Genomic DNA, 15,912 nt, shown 5'->3' with positions numbered 1-15,912 from the left:
GATCACCATACCCCCCGCTCACACGGGTTCAAGGTAACCGTGGCCGCGCTCCCAGGAACGACGAAGAGCGACCACCCAGATGGATGATCGCTCCTCGGTGCGCCGGCGTTACAGCCCCGGAGGGACCAGTTTCAGCCTTTGCTCACGGTCGTCGCCGACCGCGTGGTGTTACTTGACCTCGACGGAGGCGCCGGCGGCCTTGAGGGACTCGGCAGCCTTCTCGGCGGCCTCCTTGGCGACCTTCTCGAGGACGGGCTTCGGGGCGCCGTCCACGAGGTCCTTGGCCTCCTTGAGGCCCAGGGAGGTCAGCTCACGCACGACCTTGATGACCTGGATCTTCTTCTCGCCGGCGCCGGTGAGGACGACGTCGAACTCGTCCTGCTCCTCGACGGCCTCGGCAACGGCGGCCGGGCCGGCGGGGGCAGCGGCGACCGCGGCGGCGGCGGTGACGTCGAACTTCTCCTCGAACGCCTTCACGAACTCGGAGAGCTCGATGAGGGTGAGGTTCTCGAACTGCTCGAGCAGCTCTTCCTGGGACAGCTTCGTCGCCATGTGGGGCGATCCTTCCACTAATTCGGCTGGTGCCGGATGTACATGTCGGCGGGCGTACAGTCGGCCCGCGTCGACCGCGGCCGCGTCAGGCGGCTGCGGTCAGAGTGCGAGCCGAGTTACTCGGCACCGCCCTGCTCGGCCTGCTTGACCCGAAGCGCCTCCGCGGTGCGGACGAACTTCGAGGGCAGCGCCTGGAAGACGGAGGCAGCCTGAGACTGCTTCGACTTGAAGGCACCGGCCAGCTTGCTGAGCAGAACCTCGCGGGACTCGAGGTCCGCAAGCTTCTTGATGTCGTCGGCGGACAACACCTTGCCGTCAAGGACGCCGCCCTTGATGACGAGGTTCGGGTTGTCCTTGGCGAAGTCACGAAGACCCTTCGCCGACGTCACCGGGTCACCGGTGATGAAGGCGACTGCCGTCGGACCGTTGAACAGGTCGTCGAGCGTCGAGATCCCGGCCTCGTTGGCCGCAATCTTGGTCAGCGTGTTCTTCACCACGGCGTACTGGGCGTCTTCACCAAGCGAACGACGCAGCGTCTTGAGCTGCGCCACGGTGAGACCCCGGTACTCGGTCAGCACGGCGGCGTTCGAGCTGCGGAACGCGTCCGTCAGCTCGGCTACCGCGGCAGCCTTGTCGGGCCTTGCCATAGAGCGTCGGCCTCCTTCCGGGTGATGAGGACCGCTCAGAAGGGGCTGGGACAAACGAAACGCCCCGGCGCAGGCGCACGGGGCGTAGTCTCGACCGAACGAATTCCGTGAGCGGAACAGATCCGGGAGCACATCCACATTCACCTACGCGGGTCGTCCGCATTGCAGCGGATCCTTCGGCCACCGCACTCTCTGACGAGCGCACGGCAACGACCAGCGGTCTTTGGCTTCTTCAGGAGCGTACGGGACCGGGTCGCCGTCAGGCAAATCCGCCCGCTCGGGGGCCGTTCCCGGCTCAGTCCCGGGCCTTCTTCAGTTCCTCGGCCATGTCCAGGGTGTCGGAGGCGGGCGGTGCCTGCACGGTCACCGGCTTGCCGAAGTCGAGGAACGTGATGGTGAGGTCGAGCTCGCCGTGCCGCCCGAAGCCCCGCATGCGCAACTGCCGCGTCCGGTCCTCGGCGTCGACCCACAGGTCCATGGTGAGCTCGTCGACGCCCAGCTTCTCGTACTGCGCGAGGCTCTTCTCGGTCCGCTGCCGGACGCTCCTGTCGTCGTCCTTGTACGAGGCGCGTATGTCGTCGACGGTGGCCGTGCCCGTGTAGTGGGTGGTGCGGACGCCCTCGACGGTGTCGGTGCCGGCCTTCTTCAGGTCGTCGGCGGCGGCGAGGAAGCCGCTCTCGTGGGAGGGGTTCTCGCGGACCTTGTCGCCCGCCGTGCCGGTGCCGACCTTGAGGCCCTTCAGGGCGGTGCCCGGCGCCCCGAACCTGACCCAGTGCTTGCCGTCCTCGTTCGCCTCGTCGCTGCCCACGTACAGCACCCCGCCGACCAGCCGGATCTCGCCCGTGCCCTGGTCCCGTCCGCTGAGCACGGTGGACTTCAGGCTCATGACAGGCGGCTCGGTGCCGAGGGCGGCCTCGGCCTTGATCCGGCCCTCCTCCGGCGTCCGGCCGGTCATGCGGTAGCGCAGGGACACGGGCTGCTCCGCCTTCTCGGCGGCCCGGGTGACGGCGGCCGCGGCGCCCGAGTCACCCCCAGTCTCCGAACCCCCCACCGCCCCGCACCCGGCGACGAACAGCGCGGAAAGCCCCGACAGCCCGAGCACGCCTACGGAAGACCTCATCCCATTCCCCCAGAACCCCATACAGACACAGAGAACACACGGTCGACGCACAGCAAGGCCGTGCGAGACCGTGAAGGTATCCCAGCGCGGCGGGGAGGTCCCGTGAATTACGAGCCGGTGCCCGCCCCCTGCTGCTTCACCAGCTCCGTGAAGTCGGCGGTGTCGCTCGCCGGCGGCACCTCGGCGGAGACCTCGGTGCCGTAGTCGCTGTAGTACGCGGTCTGGGAGTAGGCGCCCGTCGTGGTCTCGCCCTTCTCCGTCTTCTTGACCAGCAGGTCCCGGTCGTTCACCCAGATGTCGATGGTCTCGGTGGTGACGCCTGCCTGTTCCAGCGTCTTCTTCAGGTCGTCGCGCTGGCTGCGGGTGAGGCTGGAGTTCTGCTCGGCGAGGTCGGCCACGTCGAGCGTCCCCGAGTAGTGCGTGGTGCGCTGCCCCCGCACCTTCTCCTCGCCGACCTCCCGCACGTCCCCGGAGGCCAGCAGGAGCTTCACCGACTGGTTCGGGGTGGTGTTCTGCATCTGGTCCTTCAGATACGCGCCGGAGCTGCCGGCGAGGCTCTCCAGGGCGTCGTACGCGTACTTGATCCAGTGCCGGCCGCCGGCCTGTGTGGCGAAGGTGTCGCCCATCCTGGCGTAGTAGGCGTCGGGCAGGTAGCGGGCCTCCATCGACGTGGTGCCCATCTGGCGCATCGTGTCGGCCATGGCGCCGCCGGTGTACGTGATGGTGAGGGTGCCGGTGAGGCCGTCGCCCCAGCCGAGGGCGCCGTCGGCGGTCATCGACATCACCGAGCCCATCGTGGTGGTCGACTCGACCTTCGCGGACTCCGCGCCGTCGGTGGACTTCTCGGCGCTGCGCAGGGCCGCTATCGGGCTGAGCAGCGGACCGCCGCCCCCGCCCTTGCCGGACCCGCCCGAGCCGCTGGAACCGCCCGAAGCCCCCGAACCGCCGGAGCTGCAGGCGGTCACCCCCGCGAACAGCGTCATCGCAACGATCGACAGACCCGCACGGCGCACGGTCGCACGCTTCATTCGCCCCACCCCCAAGGTGTCCCGTCACAGCACGCTAACCCACAGCACTGACAGCCGTACGACAAAAGGGACGAGCCCCGCACCTCGAAAGGTTGCGGGGCTCGTCGCCGACTGGGGCGAACCGTCAGGTTCAGACCGCGGCCGGGTCCTCCTCGACGAGAAGGTTGCGGGTGCGGTTCGGGTCGAGCTGGATGCCGGGGCCGATCGTGGTGCTGATCGCGGCCTTCCTGATGTAGCGACCCTTGGCGGCGGACGGCTTCAGACGGAGGATCTCCTCCAGGGCCGCGCCGTAGTTCTCCACCAGCTTGACGTCGTCGAAGGACGACTTGCCGATGATGAAGTGCAGGTTCGAGTGCTTGTCGACGCGGAACTCGATCTTGCCGCCCTTGATCTCCGTGACGGCCTTGGCCACGTCGGGGGTGACGGTGCCGGTCTTCGGGTTCGGCATCAGACCACGCGGACCGAGCACGCGGCCGAGGCGGCCGACCTTGCCCATGAGGTCCGGGGTGGCGACGACGGCGTCGAAGTCCAGACGGCCCTTCGCGACCTCGTCGATCAGTTCGTCGGAGCCGACGATGTCGGCGCCCGCGGCCTCCGCGGCCGCAGCACGGTCACCGGTCGCGAAGACCAGGACCCGGGCGGTCTTGCCGGTGCCGTGCGGCAGGTTCACGGTGCCACGGACCATCTGGTCGGCCTTGCGCGGGTCGACACCCAGGCGGAAGGCGACCTCGACGGTGCCGTCGAACTTGCTCGTGGAGGTCTCCTTGGCGAGACGGACGGCCTCGAGCGGGGCGTAGAGCTTCTCCCGGTCGATCTTGGCGTCCGCAGCGCGGAGGGACTTGCTGCGCTTGCTCACTACTGCTCCAGTGTGTCTTGAGGAGTCGTGGTTGGGGCCGAGCAGGCCCTGCCACGGTGCTACGAAGGTGCTACGGGGCTGGGGCTCAGCCCTCGACCGTGATGCCCATGGAACGGGCGGTGCCGGCGATGATCTTCGACGCGGCGTCCAGGTCGTTGGCGTTGAGGTCGGGCAGCTTGGTCGTGGCGATCTCGCGGACCTGCGCCTGCGTGATCTTGGCGACCTTGGTCTTGTGCGGCTCGCCCGAGCCCTTCTCGACACCAGCGGCCTTGAGGATCATCTTCGCGGCCGGCGGCGTCTTGGTGACGAAGGTGAAGGAGCGGTCTTCGTAGACCGTGATCTCCACCGGGATCACCCAGCCACGCTGCGACTCGGTCGCGACGTTGTAGGCCTTGCAGAACTCCATGATGTTGACGCCGTGCTGGCCGAGCGCGGGGCCGACCGGCGGTGCGGGGTTCGCCGCACCGGCGTTGATCTGGAGCTTGATGAGCCCCGTGACCTTCTTCTTCTTGGGAGGCATTGCTCTCTCCGGGTCCTAGTGAGAGTTTTTTCAGCCTTCCGGTCCGGATGATCCGGATGGAGGCATACCGCACAACGATAACGGGTATCTCTGCGCGGCCAAAAACCGAGCAGGTCAGGCACCGCGCGAGCGGCCACCTGACCTGATCGGAGGCTGGTGTTCCAGAAGGGGTCAGTTCTTCTGGATCTGGTCGAAGCTGAGCTCGACCGGGGTCTCGCGGCCGAAGATCTCGACGAGGCCCTTGACCTTCTTCGAGTCGGCGTTGATCTCGTTGATCGTGGCCTGCAGCGTGGCGAACGGGCCGTCGGTGACGGTGACCGAGTCGCCGACCTCGAAGTCCAGCACCTGGACCTCGAGCTTGCGGGACGGAGCCGGCTTGCCCTCGGCCTCGGCGGCCTCACGGGCGGCCTTCTCCTCGGCCTCCGGGGCGAGCATCTTGACGATCTCGTCCAGGGTCAGCGGGTACGGGTCGTAGGCGTTGCCCACGAAGCCGGTGACGCCGGGGGTGTTGCGGACGACGCCCCAGGACTCGTTGGTCAGGTCCATGCGCACCAGCACGTAGCCGGGGAGCTTGTTCTGACGGATGGTCTTGCGCTCGCCGTTCTTGATCTGCGCGACCTCTTCCTGCGGCACCTCGGCCTGGAAGATGAAGTCCTCGACGTTCAGCGAGACGGCGCGCTGCTCCAGGTTGGTCTTCACACGGTTCTCGTAACCGGCGTACGTGTGGATGACGTACCACTCGCCGGGGAGGGTGCGCAGCTCCTCGCGCAGGGCGGTGACGGGGTCGACGGGCTCGGCCGGCTCTTCTTCCTCGGCCTCGTCGGCGACGACATCCTCGTCCTCGACGTCCTCGTCGGCGACGATTTCCTCGTCCTCGACGTGGAGCGCGGCTTCCTCTGCGGGCTCGCCCGCTTCGGCCTCGGCAGCCTCGAACTCGTCCAGGTCCTCGTCCGCGCCCTCGACGATGTCGAGCTCGTCGTCCACGGACTCGACGTCCTCGTTCAGGTTCTGGTCAGACACGGTGGCTGCTTCTTCCTGGATACATAGGGGTGGAACATGCGAAAGGGGCGCCGGATACCTCGGCGCCCTTCGCTCTTGGCTCAGCCGAAGACGTACTTGGCGGCGTGGCTGAGTCCATAGTCAATCACGGTCACCAGGCCGATCATGATGACGACGAAGACGATCACCACGGTCGTGTACGTCGTCAGCTGGCTCCGCGTGGGCCATACGACCTTGCGGAGCTCCGCGACGATCTGGCGATAGAAGATCGCGAGACGCTTCAGCGGGCCCTTCTTGGCGCGCTTGCCACCCTTGCGGGTCTTCTGCTGCGCCTCAGGCACCTCGTCCTGGGCATCAGGCGTGTCGATGGAGCCCACGGCATCCGCCATTCGTCCTCACCTGTTCCCGGGTCGTGGCCGTGCCGCGCCCGGTCTGAGCCGCACGACGGTGCATTGCTGCTGTACGTACATACGCTGCGCACACATCCTGGTGATGGTGTGTGTAGCAGGGCCGGAGGGACTTGAACCCCCAACCGCTGGTTTTGGAGACCAGTGCTCTACCAATTGAGCTACGACCCTTTGTGTGTTCCCCAACGTACCGCATCCGGCCGGGTGCTCGGTGTGCACCTGTTGGGGGCGCGGCTGTTGAAGGCCAACGACGTGTGAGTGTACGTGGTCTTGGCCCCCTCGTCGAACGAAAAGTGCTCTTGATCGGATTCACTCTGATGTTCAGTCGGCTGACCAGTCCGTGAAACCCGTGTGCCGGGCGGGTTTCCGGTCTGAAACCATGGACCCCATGAGCCCTGCAACCCCTCCCACCGAGCGCCGGGTCTCCGCCCGAGTCGGCGCGATCTCCGAATCCGCCACTCTTGCCGTGGACGCCAAGGCCAAGGCCCTGAAGGCCGCCGGGCGGCCGGTGATCGGCTTCGGCGCCGGTGAGCCCGACTTCCCGACCCCGGACTACATCGTCCAGGCGGCCATCGAGGCCTGCTCGAACCCGAAGTACCACCGCTACACGCCGGCCGGCGGCCTGCCCGAGCTGAAGGCCGCGATCGCCGCGAAGACCCTGCGCGACTCCGGCTACGAGGTCGACCCGGCCCAGATCCTGGTGACCAACGGCGGCAAGCAGGCCATCTACGAGGCCTTCGCCGCGATCCTCGACCCGGGCGACGAGGTCATCGTCCCGGCGCCGTACTGGACCACCTACCCGGAGTCGATCCGGCTGGCCGACGGTGTCCCGGTGGAGGTCGTCGCCGACGAGACCACCGGCTACCGGGTCTCCGTCGAGCAGTTGGAGGCGGCGCGCACGGAGAACACGAAGGTCGTGCTCTTCGTCTCCCCGTCGAACCCGACCGGCGCCGTCTACAGCGCCGAGGACGCCGAGGCGATCGGCCGCTGGGCCGTCGAGCACGGCCTGTGGGTGATGACGGACGAGATCTACGAGCACCTCGTCTACGGGGACGCGAAGTTCACCTCGCTGCCGGCGATCCTGCCCGAGCTGCGCGACAAGTGCATCGTGGTCAACGGCGTCGCCAAGACGTACGCGATGACCGGCTGGCGGGTGGGCTGGATCATCGGGCCGAAGGACGTCGTCAAGGCCGCGACGAACCTCCAGTCGCACGCCACGTCGAACGTCTCCAACGTGGCGCAGATCGCCGCGCTGGCCGCCGTCTCCGGTGATCTGTCGGCCGTGGAGAAGATGCGCGAGGCCTTCGACCGCCGCCGCAAGACCGTCGTGCGGATGCTCAACGAGATCGACGGCGTGCTCTGCCCGGAGCCCGAGGGCGCGTTCTACGCGTACCCGTCGGTGAAGGCGCTGCTCGGAAAGGAGATCCGCGGCAGGCGCCCGCAGGACTCGGTCGAGCTGGCCGCGCTCATCCTGGAGGAGGCCGAGGTCGCGGTGGTGCCGGGTGAGGCCTTCGGCACACCGGGCTACCTGCGGCTGTCGTACGCGCTGGGTGACGAGGATCTCGTCGAGGGCGTGAGCCGGATCCAGAAGCTGCTGGCCGAGGCCAGGGACTGACCCGACACGCGTGACAGAGGGCCAGGCCCGAACGTTCGGGCCTGGCCCTCTGTCATGTGTGCGAGCAAGACCACGTTCGGGGAAAGTGGTACCGGGACGACGGGAACGTGCGGCAGGATTCCCAGATGCCGAGCTCTTCAGGGGGGCACCCCCCGAACCCCCCGTGTGTACGTGATGTCTCTGAACTGCCGAAAGCCCATCTGCACCTGCACTTCACCGGTTCGATGCGGCCGACCACCGTGCTGGAACTGGCCGACAAGTACGGTGTGCGCCTGCCCGAGGCGCTGATCGAGGCGCTGACGAGCGGCGAGCCGCCGAAGCTGCGGGCCACGGACGAGCGGGGCTGGTTCCGCTTCCAGCGCCTGTACGACGCGGCGCGGTCGTGCGTACGGGAGCCGGAGGACATCCAGCGGCTGGTGCGGGAGGCCGCGGAGGAGGACCTGAAGGACGGCTCGGGCTGGCTGGAGATCCAGGTGGACCCGACGTCGTACGCGCCCCGGCTGGGCGGGCTGATCCCGGCGCTGGAGATCATCCTGGACGCGGTGGAGACGGCCTCGCGCGACACCGGGCTCGACATGCGGGTGCTGGTGGCGGCGAACCGGATGAAGCATCCGCTGGACGCCCGCACCCTGGCCCGGCTGGCCGTGCGGTACGCGGACCGGGGCGTGGTCGGCTTCGGGCTGTCGAACGACGAACGCCGGGGCATGGCACGGGACTTCGACCGGGCGTTCGCGATCGCGCGGGAGGGCGGGCTGCTGTCCGCGCCGCACGGCGGCGAGTTGACGGGTCCGGCGTCGGTCCGCGACTGCCTGGACGATCTGCACGCGAACCGGCTGGGCCACGGGGTGCGGTCGGCCGAGGATCCACGCCTGCTGAAGAAGCTCGCCGAGCGGGGGGTGACCTGCGAGGTGTGCCCGGCGTCGAACGTGGCGCTGGGGGTGTACGAGAAGCCCGAGGACGTTCCGCTGCGGACCCTGTTCGACGCGGGCGTCCCGATGGCCCTGGGCGCCGACGATCCGCTGCTGTTCGGCTCGCGGCTGGCGGCCCAGTACGAGATCGCCCGCCGCCACCACGCCTTCACGGACGAGGAGTTGGCGGAACTGGCCCGCCAGTCGGTACGGGGATCGGCGGCGCCGGAGGACGTGCGGGCGAAACTGCTGTCGGGCGTGGACGACTGGCTGGCGTCCTGAGCCGGTTCGGGGGCGGCGGGGGCAGGTGAGGGCCGGAGCCGGTAAGGGCCGGGGGCCGGCCGGGGCTACAGCTCGGCGGCCACCATCACCGGCTCGTTGACCAGGGTGATGCCGAAGGCCTCGCGCACTCCGGTCACGACCTCGCGGGCCAGCGCCAGCAGGTCCTCCGTGGTGGCCGTGCCGCGGTTGGTGAGGGCCAGGGTGTGCTTGGTGGAGATGCGGGCGGGCCCGCTGCCGTACCCCTTGGTGAAGCCCGCCTTGTCGATCAGCCAGGCCGCGGAGGTCTTGGTGTGCCCCTCGCCTGCCGGATAGGCGGGCGGCTCCACGCCGTCGCCCAGCCGCTCGCGCACGCGCGCGTGGAACAGCGCGAAGCCGGCGTCGGTGAGGATCGGGTTGGTGAAGAAGGAGCCGGCCGACCAGGTGTCGTGGTCCTCGGGGTCGAGGACCATGCCTTTCCCGGCGCGCAGCTTCAGCACGGTCGCGCGGGCCTCGGCGAGCGGCACCCGGTCCCCCGGCTCGACGCCCAGCGCGCGTGCCGTCTCGGCGTACTTCAGGGGCGCCGACAGCCCGTCCGCGTCCGCCAGTTCGAAGCGGACGCGCAGGACGGCGTACCGCTCAGGGTCGGCCTTGAAGCGGCTGTGGCGGTAGGAGAAGGCGCACTCCTCGTTGGTCAGCGTGACCGTCTCGCCCGCCCGGCGGTCGTAGGCGATGACCTCGGTGATCGTCGAGGAGACCTCCTGGCCGTACGCCCCGACGTTCTGGATCGGGGTGGCGCCCGCCGAGCCGGGGATGCCGGCCAGGCACTCGATGCCGGCGAGCCCGGCCTCCACGGTGCGGGCGACGGCGTCGGTCCAGACCTCGCCGGCGGCCAGTTCGAGCCGTGTCCCGACGAGTTCGCAGCCGCGGGTGGCGATGCGCAGGGCGGTGCCTTCGAAGCCCTTGTCGCCGATGACGAGGTTGGAGCCGCCGCCGACGATCAGCAGCGGTGTGCCGTCGGCGTCGGCCGCGCGCACGGCGGCGATCACCTCGGCGTCGGTCGTCGCGGTCACCAGCCTGGTGGCGGGACCGCCCAGCCGGAAGGTGGTCAGCGGGGCGAGCGGGGCGTCCTGGAGTTCCTGCACGCGCCCAAGCCTACGAGACACCACTGACAGCGCCGCCCCGTGTAAGGGGCGCCCCGCAATGGAGAACGCCCCTTACCGCCACCACCCGGTAATCACCAACCCGGCCGGCCTCAGCCCAGTCGTACGACCGCCCGGGACATCCCGAGCACCTTCTGCCCGCCGCTGGTCACGGTCAGGTCGACCCGCACGGTGTTGTCGTCGAGCTTGGCGCCCACCTTGCCGGTGACCTCGATCACGGCGCCCTGGTCGTCGTTCGGGACCACGACCGGCCGGGTGAAGCGGACGCCGTAGTCGACGAGCGCGCCCGGGTCGCCGGTCCAGTCGGTGATGACGCGGATCGCCTCGGCCATGGTGAACATGCCGTGCGCGATGACGTCCGGCAGGCCCACCTCCTTGGCGAACTTCTCGTTCCAGTGGATGGGGTTGAAGTCCCCGGAGGCGCCCGCGTACTGCACCAGAGCGGCACGGTCCACCGGGAAGGACTGGGCCGGCAGCTCGGTGCCGACCTCGACGTCGTCGTAAGCGATCTTCGCCGTCATCGGTTCCTCACGCCTTCCCTTCCGCGGGCTCCGCGGCTTCCTTGGGCTCCGCCGCTGCTTCGGGCTCCGTCGCGCGGGCGACGAGCTTGGTCCAGGCGGTCACGACGTGCTCGCCGGACTCGTCGTGGACCTCTCCGCGGATGTCCAGGATGTCGTTGCCGGCCATGGACTTGACGGCCTCGATGGTCGAGGTGACCGTGAGCCGGTCACCGGCGCGCACCGGACGCCTGTAGGCGAACTTCTGGTCGCCGTGCACCACGCGGTTGTAGTCGAGGCCCAACTGGGGGTCCCGGACGACCTGCCGCGCGGCCTTGAAGGTGATGGAGAACACGAAGGTCGGGGGCGCGATCACATCGGCGTACCCGAGCGCCTTGGCGGCCTCCGGGTCGGTGTACACCGGGTTGGCGTCCGCCACGGCCTCGGCGAACTCGCGGATCTTCTCCCGGCCGACCTCATAGGGATCGGTGGGCGGGTAGATCCGCCCGACGAAGGACTGATCGAGCGCCATGGGCCTCGGCACCTCCTGCTTGCTCAAATGACCGGTACGGATCGTTCGACTGGTTCAACGACACGAGGCCGCCCCCGATCACTCGGGGACGGCCTCGTATACGAGCCTGATTTATCGCGTTTCGCGGTGCGCTGTGTGCGCGTTGCAACGCGGGCAGTGCTTCTTCATCTCCATTCGATCCGGGTTGTTACGCCGGTTCTTCTTGGTGATGTAGTTCCGCTCCTTGCACTCCACGCAGGCCAGCGTGATCTTCGGGCGGACGTCGGTGGCAGCCACAGGAGTGCTCCTTGACGAACGGATGGGACCTATTAACGCATGAAAGAGTAGCCGATCGAAGGACCGACCCCACAATCGGCTACTGTCAGTAGCGGTGACCGGACTTGAACCGGTGACACAGCGATTATGAGCCGCTTGCTCTACCGACTGAGCTACACCGCTTTGATGGGATCAGGTCCCGCCTTGCGACGGGAACCTCACCCACCAGAGCCCCAATGCGGAATCGAACCGCAGACCTTCTCCTTACCATGGAGACGCTCTACCGACTGAGCTATTGGGGCGAGCGATGAAGACATTACACGGTCCGCAGCCGTTCACCCAAATCCGTTTCGCGTGGCCCTCCGGGGCCGTCCCGAGGGCCGTTCCCGCAGGGTCCCGGCGGTCTCCCGAGCCCCTCCGGCACGGCGGACCACACCGGTACGACTATTGCGCTCCTCCCCGCCCGCGCCGAACCGCCGTCCTAGGCTCGACTCACTCTGCGTGATCTTGTTCAGTCCCCCGCGAAGCTGCCCCGCGCAGTCCCGAGCCGAGCCCCTGGAGCGCGATGCCCGACAGCCAGCCGCAGCCGCCGCCCTCGTGGTCGTCATCGTCGTCCTCGTGGGGCGCCTCGGGAGGTTCGGGAGGTTCGCCGGACCCGGCCGCCCTCCTGCTGTGCGGGGCGCGTCTGACGGACGGCCGGACCGTGGACGTACGGCTGGGCCGCGGGCGTATCGAGGCGGTCGGCACGGCCGGCAGCCTGACCGCGGGCCCGGCGGCCGGCCCGTCCCGTGGCGGCACGCGCGTGGACCTCGACGGCTACCTCCTGCTCCCCGCCCCCGCCGAGCCGCACGCGCACGCCGACACCGCGCTCACGGCCGACGCCGACGGCCCCGTCTCGTACGCCGCCCAGGACGTCCAGCGCCGTGCTACGGAGGCCGCGCTGCTGCAACTCGGCCACGGCGCGACGGCGGTGCGCGCGCACGTGCGCGTGGGCGACGTCCAGGGCCTCGGCGCGCTGGCCGCCGTCCTGCAGGCCCGGCGTTCGCTGCGCGGGCTCGCCGAGCTGACGACGGTGGCGATGCCCCGGGTGCTGACCGGGGCGGCCGGCGCGGACGGGCTCGCGATGCTGCGCGACGCGGTGAAGATGGGCGCCTCGGTGGTGGGGGGCTGCCCGGACCTGGACCCCGATCCGACGGGCTACGTGGAGGCCGTCCTGGAGGTCGCCTCCGAGCACGGCTGCCCCGTCGACCTGCACACCGACGCCGCCGACCCGGCCCGTCTCGCCCGCATCGCCGCGATGGCCGGCGGCCTGCGCCCCGGCGTCACCCTCAGCCCCTGCGGCGGCCTCGACCGCCTCCCCGCCGAGACGGCCGGCCGCACCGCCGACCAACTGGCCGCCGCCGGCGTGACGGTGGTCTGCCTCCCCCAGGGCGGCTGCGGCGCCGTCGAACACCGGGGCGCGGCGCCCGTACGGCTGTTGCGCGCGGCCGGGGTGCGAGTGGCGGCCGGCAGCGGGGCGTTGCGGGACCTCTCCAACCCGGTCGGCCGCGGCGACCCGCTGGAAGCGGCCTATCTCCTCGCCTCGCGCCACGGCCTGCGCCCCGAGGACGCCTACGACGCCGTGAGCACGTCCGCGCGGGCCGCTCTGGGCCTCCCCGAGGTCCGCGTGGAGGCGGGTTTCCCGGCCGACCTGCTGGCCGTCCGCGGCGACCGGCTGGCGGGCGCCCTGTCCCTGGCGTACAGCCGGATCGTGATCCACCGGGGGCGCGTGGTGGCCCGCACGAGCGCGGTCCGCGAGTACTGCAACTCGGCGGCCACAGCGGAGTTGGGCCTGCCGAGGCAGGGGCGGGGGAAGCTTTCGTAGGGCTGGGGGTGCGTGCCTGAGGGCTGGGGGTCTGGGGGTCTGGGGGTCTGGCCGAAGTCGTGCGGCGGACGGGGCTGTCCGGGCGTACGGTCGAGGGCATGCGCATTGTCATCGCTGGTGGTCATGGTCAGATCGCGCTGCGGCTGGAGCGTCTGCTCGCCGCGCGCGGGGACGAGGTCGCGGGGATCATCCGCAAGGCCGAACAGGGCGACGACCTGCGGGCGGCCGGTGCCGAACCGGTCGTCCTGGACCTGGAGTCGGCCTCCGTCGAGGAGGTCGCGGAGCGGCTGCGCGGCGCGGACGCGGCGGTGTTCGCGGCGGGCGCGGGCCCGGGCAGCGGGACGGCCCGCAAGGACACCGTGGACAGGGGCGCGGCGGTGCTGTTCGCGGACGCCGCGGTCCGGGCGGGCGTACGGCGCTTCGTGGTCGTGTCGTCCATGGGCGCGGACCCGGATCACCAGGGCGACGGGATCTTCGACGTCTACCTGCGCGCCAAGGGCGAGGCGGACGCGTACGTGCAGGGCCTGGACTCCCTCGACTGGACGATCCTGCGCCCCGGCGCGCTGACGGACGACGCCGGCACCGGTCTGGCCCGCCTGGAGGCGCGTACGGGCCGCGGTCCCGTCCCACGCGACGACGTGGCCGCCGTACTGACCGAGCTGCTCGACACCCCGGCGACGTCCGGCCTCACTCTGGAGCTGATCAGCGGCTCGGCGCCGGTGGCGGTGGCGGTGAAGGCGGTCGCGGGGAACTGAGCGAGGCGGCCCGCCGGAAGGCTAGAAGAGGGGCAACTGTCCGGGGAACTCCGGGACGACATAGCCGTCCAACGACGGTTGTACCGCGCCCAGTTGTGCGGTCCTGCGGGAGCCGGGGCAGGAGACCAGCTCCCAGCTCTCCCGCGCCCCGGGCGGGTCGTGCCGGGCGAACCGTCCCGCGACGACGGCGATCTCGCGACGGCACTCGGGACAGGTTCTACGACGGCTGGACGCGCTGGACATGGGGCCAGTCTGCCCCAGTGGGCCACGCGGGTACCCCCTGGCGGGACGCGCCCCGCTCACCGCGCGGAAGTGCGGTCGCCTCCCTAGCATCCGTACACGTGGCACATACCTTCGAGGAACTCGTGGAGAAGCAGCGCGCGGCCGACGAGGCACACGCGAGGGTCGAAGAGCTGCGGGACGCCTACGGCGCGCCCACGGCCGCCCCCTGGTCGGAGACCCAGACCGACACCTACGAAACCGCCTGGCGCGCCTGGCGCGACCTCGCCCGCGACGCCCAGGCCGCGGTGACCGAGCACGCCAAGGACGAGAACAAACCGCGCAACGACGTCGAGGCGGAGGTGAAAGCCGAGATGAAAGCCGAGGCGAAAAGGCCGGCGAAGCCCCGCCCGGAGGAGACACCGGGCAGTCCGGAAGCCCCTCCCAAGCGAGCATGAAACGCGAGTCGCCCCCGCACCCTTCCCCCACACACAAAGAAACCCCTCCGTACTGCGTTTCCGCAGTACGGAGGGGTTTCCTCTCTCAGCGTGGCGGCGCCAGGGTTCGAACCTGGGTAGGCTGAGCCGGCAGATTTACAGTCTGCTCCCTTTGGCCGCTCGGGCACACCGCCGGGTTTGCTGCCTATTCGAACCGCTTTTCGGCGGTGCTCCCTGGCAACGACGTAAACGATACCCGATACCCAGGGGTGCTTCGCCACCTGATTCCTCGGCGCCCGGAGGGAGTGGGGTGGCTAGGCTTGGCCGGATGCGGCCCGGGCTCACGCCGGGCTCGGCGTCACCCCACGTACGCCGATACGCACCCGACACGCACCCTGATACAAGGAGCCACAGGACATGGCCGACTCCAGTTTCGACATCGTCTCGAAGGTCGAGCGGCAGGAGGTCGACAACGCCCTCAACCAGGCCGCCAAGGAGATCTCGCAGCGCTACGACTTCAAGGGCGTCGGCGCCTCGATCTCGTGGTCCGGTGACAAGATCCTGATGGAGGCGAACTCCGAGGACCGGGTGAACGCCGTCCTCGATGTCTTCCAGTCCAAGCTGATCAAGCGCGGGATCTCGCTGAAGGCGCTGGACGCGGGCGAGCCCCAGCTCTCCGGCAAGGAGTACAAGCTCTTCGCGGAGATCAAGGAGGGCATCTCCCAGGACAACGCGAAGAAGGTCGCCAAGCTCATCCGCGACGAGGGCCCCAAGGGCGTGAAGGCCCAGGTGCAGGGCGAGGAACTGCGCGTCAGCTCCAAGAGCCGCGATGACCTGCAGACCATCATCGCCCTGCTCAAGGGCCAGGACTTCGACTTCGCGCTGCAGTTCGTGAACTACCGGTAGTCGGCCGGGTGGGCGCCCGACGGGTGCCCACCCTTCTGGTTCTCCCGGCCGCGCCCGGGGCTGCGTTCAGGACGGCTCAGGACTGCTCAGGACTGCGGTCAGTCACGCGAGTTGCCGAACAGCAGCCGGTAGACGATCAGGAGCACCAGCGAACCGCCGATCGCCGCGGCCCAGGTGGCGCCGTCGTAGAAGTCCTTGGTGACGGGGTGGTCCAGCCAGCGGGCCGATATCCAGCCGCCGATGAACGCGCCCGCGACGCCGATGAGGGTCGTACCGATGAAGCCGCCCGGGTCCCGCCCCGGCAGCAGGACCTTGGCGATGACTCCGGCCAACAGCCCCAGGATGATCCAGCTGACGATGCCCATGCTCTGAAC

The 15,912-nt window shown here is 69.5% G+C and carries 20 protein-coding genes and 4 tRNA genes; 6 read left to right on the top strand and 18 right to left on the bottom strand.

Annotation, left to right across the window (positions count from 1 at the left end):
• Window positions 1-168: 168 nt before the first annotated feature.
• The 9 genes from rplL to OG352_RS26025 form a co-directional block, all read right to left on the bottom strand.
• Window positions 169-552: a 50S ribosomal protein L7/L12 gene (rplL, locus tag OG352_RS26065; protein ID WP_329220186.1), complete on the bottom strand. Its 384-nt coding sequence runs from the start codon at window positions 550-552 to the stop codon at window positions 169-171.
• Between the two features lie 116 nt (window positions 553-668).
• Window positions 669-1,199: a 50S ribosomal protein L10 gene (gene rplJ / locus OG352_RS26060; protein WP_329220184.1), complete on the bottom strand. Its 531-nt coding sequence runs from the start codon at window positions 1,197-1,199 to the stop codon at window positions 669-671.
• A 295-nt stretch (window positions 1,200-1,494) separates the two neighbouring features.
• Entirely contained in the window at window positions 1,495-2,319 is an 825-nt protein-coding gene (locus tag OG352_RS26055) for a hypothetical protein (protein ID WP_329220182.1), read from the bottom strand.
• A 107-nt stretch (window positions 2,320-2,426) separates the two neighbouring features.
• Complete coding sequence (locus tag OG352_RS26050) at window positions 2,427-3,347, bottom strand: hypothetical protein (protein WP_329220180.1); 921 nt, start codon at window positions 3,345-3,347, stop codon at window positions 2,427-2,429.
• A gap of 130 nt (window positions 3,348-3,477) precedes the next feature.
• Window positions 3,478-4,203 (bottom strand): 50S ribosomal protein L1, encoded by a 726-nt coding sequence (gene rplA / locus OG352_RS26045; RefSeq protein WP_329220178.1) that lies wholly within the window; start codon window positions 4,201-4,203, stop codon window positions 3,478-3,480.
• A gap of 85 nt (window positions 4,204-4,288) precedes the next feature.
• A complete protein-coding gene (rplK, locus tag OG352_RS26040) occupies window positions 4,289-4,723 on the bottom strand; it encodes a 50S ribosomal protein L11 (RefSeq protein WP_329220177.1) in 435 nt (144 codons plus the stop codon).
• Between the two features lie 171 nt (window positions 4,724-4,894).
• Entirely contained in the window at window positions 4,895-5,743 is an 849-nt protein-coding gene (gene nusG / locus OG352_RS26035; RefSeq protein ID WP_329220176.1) for a transcription termination/antitermination protein NusG, read from the bottom strand.
• A gap of 80 nt (window positions 5,744-5,823) precedes the next feature.
• Window positions 5,824-6,111, bottom strand: a complete 288-nt coding sequence (secE, locus tag OG352_RS26030; RefSeq protein ID WP_093777403.1) for a preprotein translocase subunit SecE — start codon at window positions 6,109-6,111, stop codon at window positions 5,824-5,826.
• A 116-nt stretch (window positions 6,112-6,227) separates the two neighbouring features.
• Window positions 6,228-6,300 (bottom strand) — tRNA-Trp (locus OG352_RS26025).
• A gap of 217 nt (window positions 6,301-6,517) precedes the next feature.
• Here OG352_RS26025 and OG352_RS26020 point away from each other — a divergent pair.
• On the top strand, window positions 6,518-7,744 hold the full coding sequence (locus tag OG352_RS26020; RefSeq protein ID WP_329220173.1) for a pyridoxal phosphate-dependent aminotransferase: 1,227 nt from the start codon (window positions 6,518-6,520) through the stop codon (window positions 7,742-7,744).
• 125 nt (window positions 7,745-7,869) lie between these two features.
• Window positions 7,870-8,934: an adenosine deaminase gene (locus OG352_RS26015; protein ID WP_329220172.1), complete on the top strand. Its 1,065-nt coding sequence runs from the start codon at window positions 7,870-7,872 to the stop codon at window positions 8,932-8,934.
• 65 nt (window positions 8,935-8,999) lie between these two features.
• On the opposite strand, the gene OG352_RS26010 is transcribed toward OG352_RS26015, so the two are convergent.
• From OG352_RS26010 to OG352_RS25985, 6 genes are all read right to left on the bottom strand, one after another.
• Complete coding sequence (locus tag OG352_RS26010; RefSeq protein ID WP_329220170.1) at window positions 9,000-10,055, bottom strand: UDP-N-acetylmuramate dehydrogenase; 1,056 nt, start codon at window positions 10,053-10,055, stop codon at window positions 9,000-9,002.
• A gap of 110 nt (window positions 10,056-10,165) precedes the next feature.
• A complete protein-coding gene (locus OG352_RS26005) occupies window positions 10,166-10,594 on the bottom strand; it encodes a MaoC family dehydratase (RefSeq protein ID WP_329220169.1) in 429 nt (142 codons plus the stop codon).
• Window positions 10,595-10,601: 7 nt separating this feature from the next.
• Window positions 10,602-11,102 (bottom strand): MaoC family dehydratase N-terminal domain-containing protein, encoded by a 501-nt coding sequence (locus tag OG352_RS26000; protein ID WP_329220167.1) that lies wholly within the window; start codon window positions 11,100-11,102, stop codon window positions 10,602-10,604.
• 111 nt (window positions 11,103-11,213) lie between these two features.
• A complete protein-coding gene (gene rpmG, locus OG352_RS25995) occupies window positions 11,214-11,378 on the bottom strand; it encodes a 50S ribosomal protein L33 (RefSeq protein WP_018834916.1) in 165 nt (54 codons plus the stop codon).
• An 89-nt stretch (window positions 11,379-11,467) separates the two neighbouring features.
• Window positions 11,468-11,540, bottom strand: a tRNA-Met gene (locus OG352_RS25990).
• Window positions 11,541-11,586: 46 nt separating this feature from the next.
• A tRNA-Thr gene (locus tag OG352_RS25985) sits at window positions 11,587-11,659 on the bottom strand.
• A gap of 263 nt (window positions 11,660-11,922) precedes the next feature.
• Here OG352_RS25985 and OG352_RS25980 point away from each other — a divergent pair.
• Window positions 11,923-13,221 carry a hydrolase gene (locus tag OG352_RS25980; protein ID WP_329220166.1) on the top strand — a complete coding sequence of 433 codons (1,299 nt, stop codon included), beginning with the start codon at window positions 11,923-11,925 and terminating at the stop codon, window positions 13,219-13,221.
• Between the two features lie 98 nt (window positions 13,222-13,319).
• The gene (locus OG352_RS25975; RefSeq protein WP_329220165.1) at window positions 13,320-13,976 is read left to right on the top strand and encodes an SDR family oxidoreductase; all 657 of its coding nucleotides are present in this window, start codon (window positions 13,320-13,322) and stop codon (window positions 13,974-13,976) included.
• A gap of 21 nt (window positions 13,977-13,997) precedes the next feature.
• Here OG352_RS25975 and OG352_RS25970 read toward each other — a convergent pair whose 3' ends face one another.
• Window positions 13,998-14,219 carry a hypothetical protein gene (locus OG352_RS25970; RefSeq protein WP_329220163.1) on the bottom strand — a complete coding sequence of 74 codons (222 nt, stop codon included), beginning with the start codon at window positions 14,217-14,219 and terminating at the stop codon, window positions 13,998-14,000.
• A gap of 98 nt (window positions 14,220-14,317) precedes the next feature.
• On the opposite strand from OG352_RS25970, the gene OG352_RS25965 reads away from it, so the two are divergent.
• A complete protein-coding gene (locus OG352_RS25965; protein WP_329220162.1) occupies window positions 14,318-14,653 on the top strand; it encodes a hypothetical protein in 336 nt (111 codons plus the stop codon).
• A gap of 91 nt (window positions 14,654-14,744) precedes the next feature.
• Here the strand turns inward: OG352_RS25965 and OG352_RS25960 are convergent.
• Window positions 14,745-14,826 (bottom strand) — tRNA-Tyr (locus tag OG352_RS25960).
• A 223-nt stretch (window positions 14,827-15,049) separates the two neighbouring features.
• Between OG352_RS25960 and OG352_RS25955 the strand changes: the two genes are divergently transcribed.
• Window positions 15,050-15,538 (top strand): YajQ family cyclic di-GMP-binding protein, encoded by a 489-nt coding sequence (locus OG352_RS25955; RefSeq protein ID WP_329220160.1) that lies wholly within the window; start codon window positions 15,050-15,052, stop codon window positions 15,536-15,538.
• A gap of 98 nt (window positions 15,539-15,636) precedes the next feature.
• Here the strand turns inward: OG352_RS25955 and OG352_RS25950 are convergent, their stop codons facing one another.
• Window positions 15,637-15,903, bottom strand: a complete 267-nt coding sequence (locus OG352_RS25950; RefSeq protein ID WP_329220159.1) for a GlsB/YeaQ/YmgE family stress response membrane protein — start codon at window positions 15,901-15,903, stop codon at window positions 15,637-15,639.
• Window positions 15,904-15,912 lie beyond the last annotated feature (9 nt).

The organism is Streptomyces sp. NBC_01485, from assembly GCF_036227125.1.
GTDB lineage: Bacteria > Actinomycetota > Actinomycetes > Streptomycetales > Streptomycetaceae > Streptomyces.
Note: the sequence above shows the minus strand (reverse complement) of the source record. Positions and strands in the feature narration are given on the sequence as shown.